Source organism: Acidiphilium sp., assembly GCF_049977125.1.
GTDB lineage: Bacteria > Pseudomonadota > Alphaproteobacteria > Acetobacterales > Acetobacteraceae > Acidiphilium.
Map to the genome: position 1 here is coordinate 1 of NZ_JBMFGY010000213.1, position 3,909 is coordinate 3,909.

General features: G+C 58.5%; 4 protein-coding genes. 2 read left to right on the forward strand and 2 right to left on the reverse strand.

Features of this window, described 5'->3' with window-relative positions:
* Positions 1 to 80 precede the first annotated feature (80 nt).
* Both ACP5E6_RS16860 and ACP5E6_RS16865 read right to left on the reverse strand, forming a co-directional pair.
* The gene (locus ACP5E6_RS16860; RefSeq protein ID WP_427956116.1) at positions 81 to 569 is read right to left on the reverse strand and encodes a DUF302 domain-containing protein; all 489 of its coding nucleotides are present in this window, start codon (positions 567 to 569) and stop codon (positions 81 to 83) included.
* 36 nt (positions 570 to 605) lie between these two features.
* Complete coding sequence (locus ACP5E6_RS16865) at positions 606 to 1,250, reverse strand: Spy/CpxP family protein refolding chaperone (protein WP_427956119.1); 645 nt, start codon at positions 1,248 to 1,250, stop codon at positions 606 to 608.
* A 230-nt stretch (positions 1,251 to 1,480) separates the two neighbouring features.
* Between ACP5E6_RS16865 and ACP5E6_RS16870 the strand changes: the two genes are divergently transcribed.
* Together ACP5E6_RS16870 and ACP5E6_RS16875 are read left to right on the forward strand one after the other, a co-directional pair.
* Complete coding sequence (locus tag ACP5E6_RS16870) at positions 1,481 to 2,206, forward strand: response regulator (protein ID WP_427956121.1); 726 nt, start codon at positions 1,481 to 1,483, stop codon at positions 2,204 to 2,206.
* Between the two features lie 488 nt (positions 2,207 to 2,694).
* Positions 2,695 to 3,690 carry a sensor histidine kinase gene (locus ACP5E6_RS16875; protein WP_427956124.1) on the forward strand — a complete coding sequence of 332 codons (996 nt, stop codon included), beginning with the start codon at positions 2,695 to 2,697 and terminating at the stop codon, positions 3,688 to 3,690.
* Positions 3,691 to 3,909 lie beyond the last annotated feature (219 nt).

Consider the following 3,909-nt stretch of genomic DNA (forward strand, 5'->3'; position numbering starts at 1 on the left):
GCCTAAAATAAGAAGTGGAACGATAATCATACCAAACCCTCCAAACCAGGGACTCGGCCCCCACCAACCACTAGACCACATCACGCTCCCGCTCCCGCTCCTGCGACTGCACGGTCAGCACCGGTTCTCAACGCATCGCGAACGTGCTCCAGCTTGAACCGAACCTCCCTGCCGATCGCATTGATCTCTTGACTACCAACCAATCCGAGAACCGACTCGGGGTCCATGAACCCGACGACGACCTCTCCGTTGACGGTCTGCCGCACCACCACGTTGCAGGGCAGGAGTAGGCCGATATCCGGGTCAGCGGTAATTGCCTGGTGGGCCAAGCTAGGATTGCAAGCACCCAGGATGAGATAGGGTGGCATCTCCTTCCCAAGTTTACCTTTCAGCGTGGAAGCAACGTCGATCGTCGCCAGTATGCCAAAGCCTTCCTGTTTGAGGGCGAGAGTTACCCGCTCCACCACGCTGTCGAATTCGCCGATTACTGTCGTACTGAAGCCGTAGTGTCCCATCGCAGCGTCTCCCTTCAAAAAATAGTCCACCGGCCGGATATGCGGATGTTTCACACCACCGAAGCGTCCGCATATCGCCCAGTATCGGTCTTACGGATGTGCAGGATATTGGCCAGTGCCCATCATTTCCGGCCCCATGCCGTATCGCCCAACGTCAGATCCGCCCATCATACCATCTCCGCTCATGCTGAATCCCCCAGTCGCCAGACCTGGCAGAATCTCGCTTGCCTGACCACGTTGATATGGGCTCAGATGCGGCAACAATGCCGCTGCTGCCGCTTTGTCCGTGTCGAACCGGCGCTTCTGCAGCGCGATGACCTTGCCCATGATAGTGAAGCGATCCTCGGGCGTCACTCGCGATATTGTGCCGGGCTGCATCATCGAGCGCATCGTCGTCCAGAGGCTTTGATCAGCCCCACTTACCGCGGCAGCGTAGCTATTCCATGCCGGGGTCTGTTCAGTTGTGATTTTTAGTTCCTGCTTTAACGCACCGAGTTTTGTGGCAACCGATTGTGCGCCAAACCCTCGGTCTCTAGATCCCGGTCCGAAACCGCCCATCATTCCTGCCCCATAGCCTCCACCCATCATGCCGGGGCCATAGCCGCCTTGTGCCGGTCCCGCTGCCGGGGTTTGGGCCGCCGGGGTTTGGGCCGAGGCAACCGAGGCGGTGCCGGCCAGCAAGATCGCTGCCGCGCCGCTCGTAACATATTTACGCCAGTTCATCGTCCGGTTCATTTCTTCGATCCTTCTTTTGTCTCGGGCATGATATCTCCGGTGATACAAGTTGATCCCAGGAGGGCCGTGATGCCGCGACCTTGCCCGCTCGCTAGAATTAGCGATCACATGTCTCGAAAGTTGGTCGGTGCGAGGCGATTATGTGCCAATTCATGTCAAGTCGGGCATTTGAAAAATTCCGCCACATCTTTCTGGAAGACCGCTCCGCCGTGGCCGGCTAGAAGAGCGGTATGAACGAAACCCATCACATTTTGATCGTGGATGATCATCGGGAAATCCGTGAATTGGTGCAACGCGCGCTGCAGCGCGAGGGGTTCCGGGTCAGCCAGGCGGCCGACGGTCGGGCGATGCGTAGGCAACTTGCCGAGCACCGGATCGACCTGATCCTCCTCGATCTCATGCTTCCTGGCGAGGACGGTCTGTCACTCTGCCGTTCGGTGCGGGCACAAAGCCGGGTGCCGATCATCATGCTGACGGCGAAGGGTGAAGAGGTCGACCGGGTGATTGGCCTGGAGATGGGGGCCGATGATTATCTGCCGAAGCCATTCGGCAGCCGGGAGTTGATCGCCCGCATCCGCGCTGTCCTGCGCCGAGCCCCGTTCGTCAGCGATCGTGAGCACAGCGTCTGGCGCTATGCGTTCGATCGTTGGGTGCTGGACGTCGAGCGCCGCGAGTTGTTGGGTGAGGATGATGTGAGCGTGCCGCTGAGTTCGGGTGAGTTCGACCTGCTGCTGGTGCTGGTCGAACGTCCTCAGCGCGTTTTAAGCCGCGAGCAATTGCTTGATCTGGCACGAGGTCACGATGTGGTCGCGCTCGATCGCAGCATCGATACCCAGATAAGCCGGCTACGCCGCAAGCTCGAACAGGATTTTACCCAACCGCTCCTGATCAAGACGATCTGGGGCAGTGGCTACTTGTTCACCCCAACCGTCAAGACACTCCGGCGGAACGGGTGATGGCGCGCTGGTTCCGCCTGGTTCCGGCGACATTGTTCGGTCAGACCGTCCTAATTCTGCTTGCAGGTTTGGCAATTTCCGCGACCCTCGGATATTCGATTCTTGCCTATAACCAAGTCGCTGTCGTTCGGGCGATGGGTGCATTCGATGCCACCCAAAGGATCGTGAGCGTGACGCGGCTCCTCGATGATGCGCCGGCAGCGTGGCGTGACCGACTCATCAAAGCGGCCAGCGGAGAAACCTTGCGCATTACCGCGTCGCCCCACCGGCCGATCTGGGCAGAACTTCGGGCAGAGGGGGAACGCGCACAAACGATCCGTGCCTATCTGACCAAACAATTACCGCCGAATATCGAGGCGAGTTTGGGCGTCTCGGTCGACACCGTGCGGAGCCGGATGACGAGCCGGCAAAAGCGCATGATGGCGATGATGGATCGGCCCTCGTCGCCGGATATGGCGATGATGGCGGGGATGACCCCCTGGCGTCGGATGCGCGCCGCGATCAGACTTACCGATGGCACCTGGATCATTTTCACCGCCGCTTTGCCTTCAAGCGGATTTGGCTTGTCATGGCCCCTGCTCGCCGCCTTTCTGGGTATGACCATCGTCGTGATCGCGGCCTCAGTCTGGGCGGTGCGACGGGTAACGGCCCCGCTGGGGGCGATGGCCGCGGCGGCTGATCGGCTCGGTCGCGACGTCGAGGCTCCGCCACTTCCCGAAATTGGAACACTGGAAACACGTCAAGCTGCCCGTGCGTTCAACCTGATGCAGACGCGTCTGCGTCAGTTGGTGGAAAGTCGTACCCGGATGCTGGCGGCTCTCTCGCATGACTTGCGTACCCCGCTGACCTTGCTTCAGCTTCGCATCGAGGACGTCGAGAACGATGAAGAGCGTGAACGGATGCTAGGGACGATTGCATCGATGAACGATATGATTGAGGCAACACTCGCATTCGCCCGTGACAATACGATGGTTGAGCCACGTCGGCGGATCGATTTAACGGCGTTGCTAGCCGCGATCGTCAACGATCTGGCAGATGCGGGAGGCCGCGTGAGCATGACGCCAGCCGCACCCGTAACGATCGTCTGCCAACCGGTGGCGCTACGCCGTGCCTTGGTTAATTTGCTCGATAATGCCGTCAAATATGGCGGATCGGCAGATGTCACCGTTAACCCGAATCTGTATAACGTCACGATCACGGTCAATGATCATGGCCCTGGGATACCCGAGGCCGAACTCGGCAAGGTTTTCGAGCCGTTCTACCGTCTTGAATCATCGCGTAGCCGCGAGACCGGCGGTAGCGGTCTTGGCCTTGCCATCGCTGAAGCTACAATCAAAGCTCATGGGGGCAAACTCGAGCTTGTGAATCGCGCTGGCGGTGGTCTTTCGGCCAGGGTGACTCTCCCCTGGTTGGGGGCCGATCAAGGCGGTCAGGATGACATTCGCATGCCGCCTGCCGAACAACATCAACATCAACAAAGATGATGATGATCGGCCTTGGCCTCCGGCCATTCAGTGCGTTATCTTAACAATTGGCAAAAAGCAGATGCCCCCGGTTTCGGGGTTGAACAGACTTACTTTGCTAACGAATGCAAACCCAACGTTAAAGCCAAAATCATGATGGCGATCAGACCTGTCGGTCAGCAAACATAGCGATAAAATCTACAAATATTATAACCAGTTTCCATAAGATATCTTCTGCGA

Bases quoted from the DNA above. Each gene is read 5' to 3' on its own strand.
- ACP5E6_RS16865 (WP_427956119.1), bottom strand. From the start codon at position 1,250: ATGAACCGGACGATGAACTGGCGTAAATATGTTACGAGCGGCGCGGCA.
- ACP5E6_RS16870 (WP_427956121.1), top strand. From the start codon at position 1,481: ATGAACGAAACCCATCACATTTTGATCGTGGATGATCATCGGGAAATC.
- ACP5E6_RS16875 (WP_427956124.1), top strand. From the start codon at position 2,695: ATGCGCGCCGCGATCAGACTTACCGATGGCACCTGGATCATTTTCACC.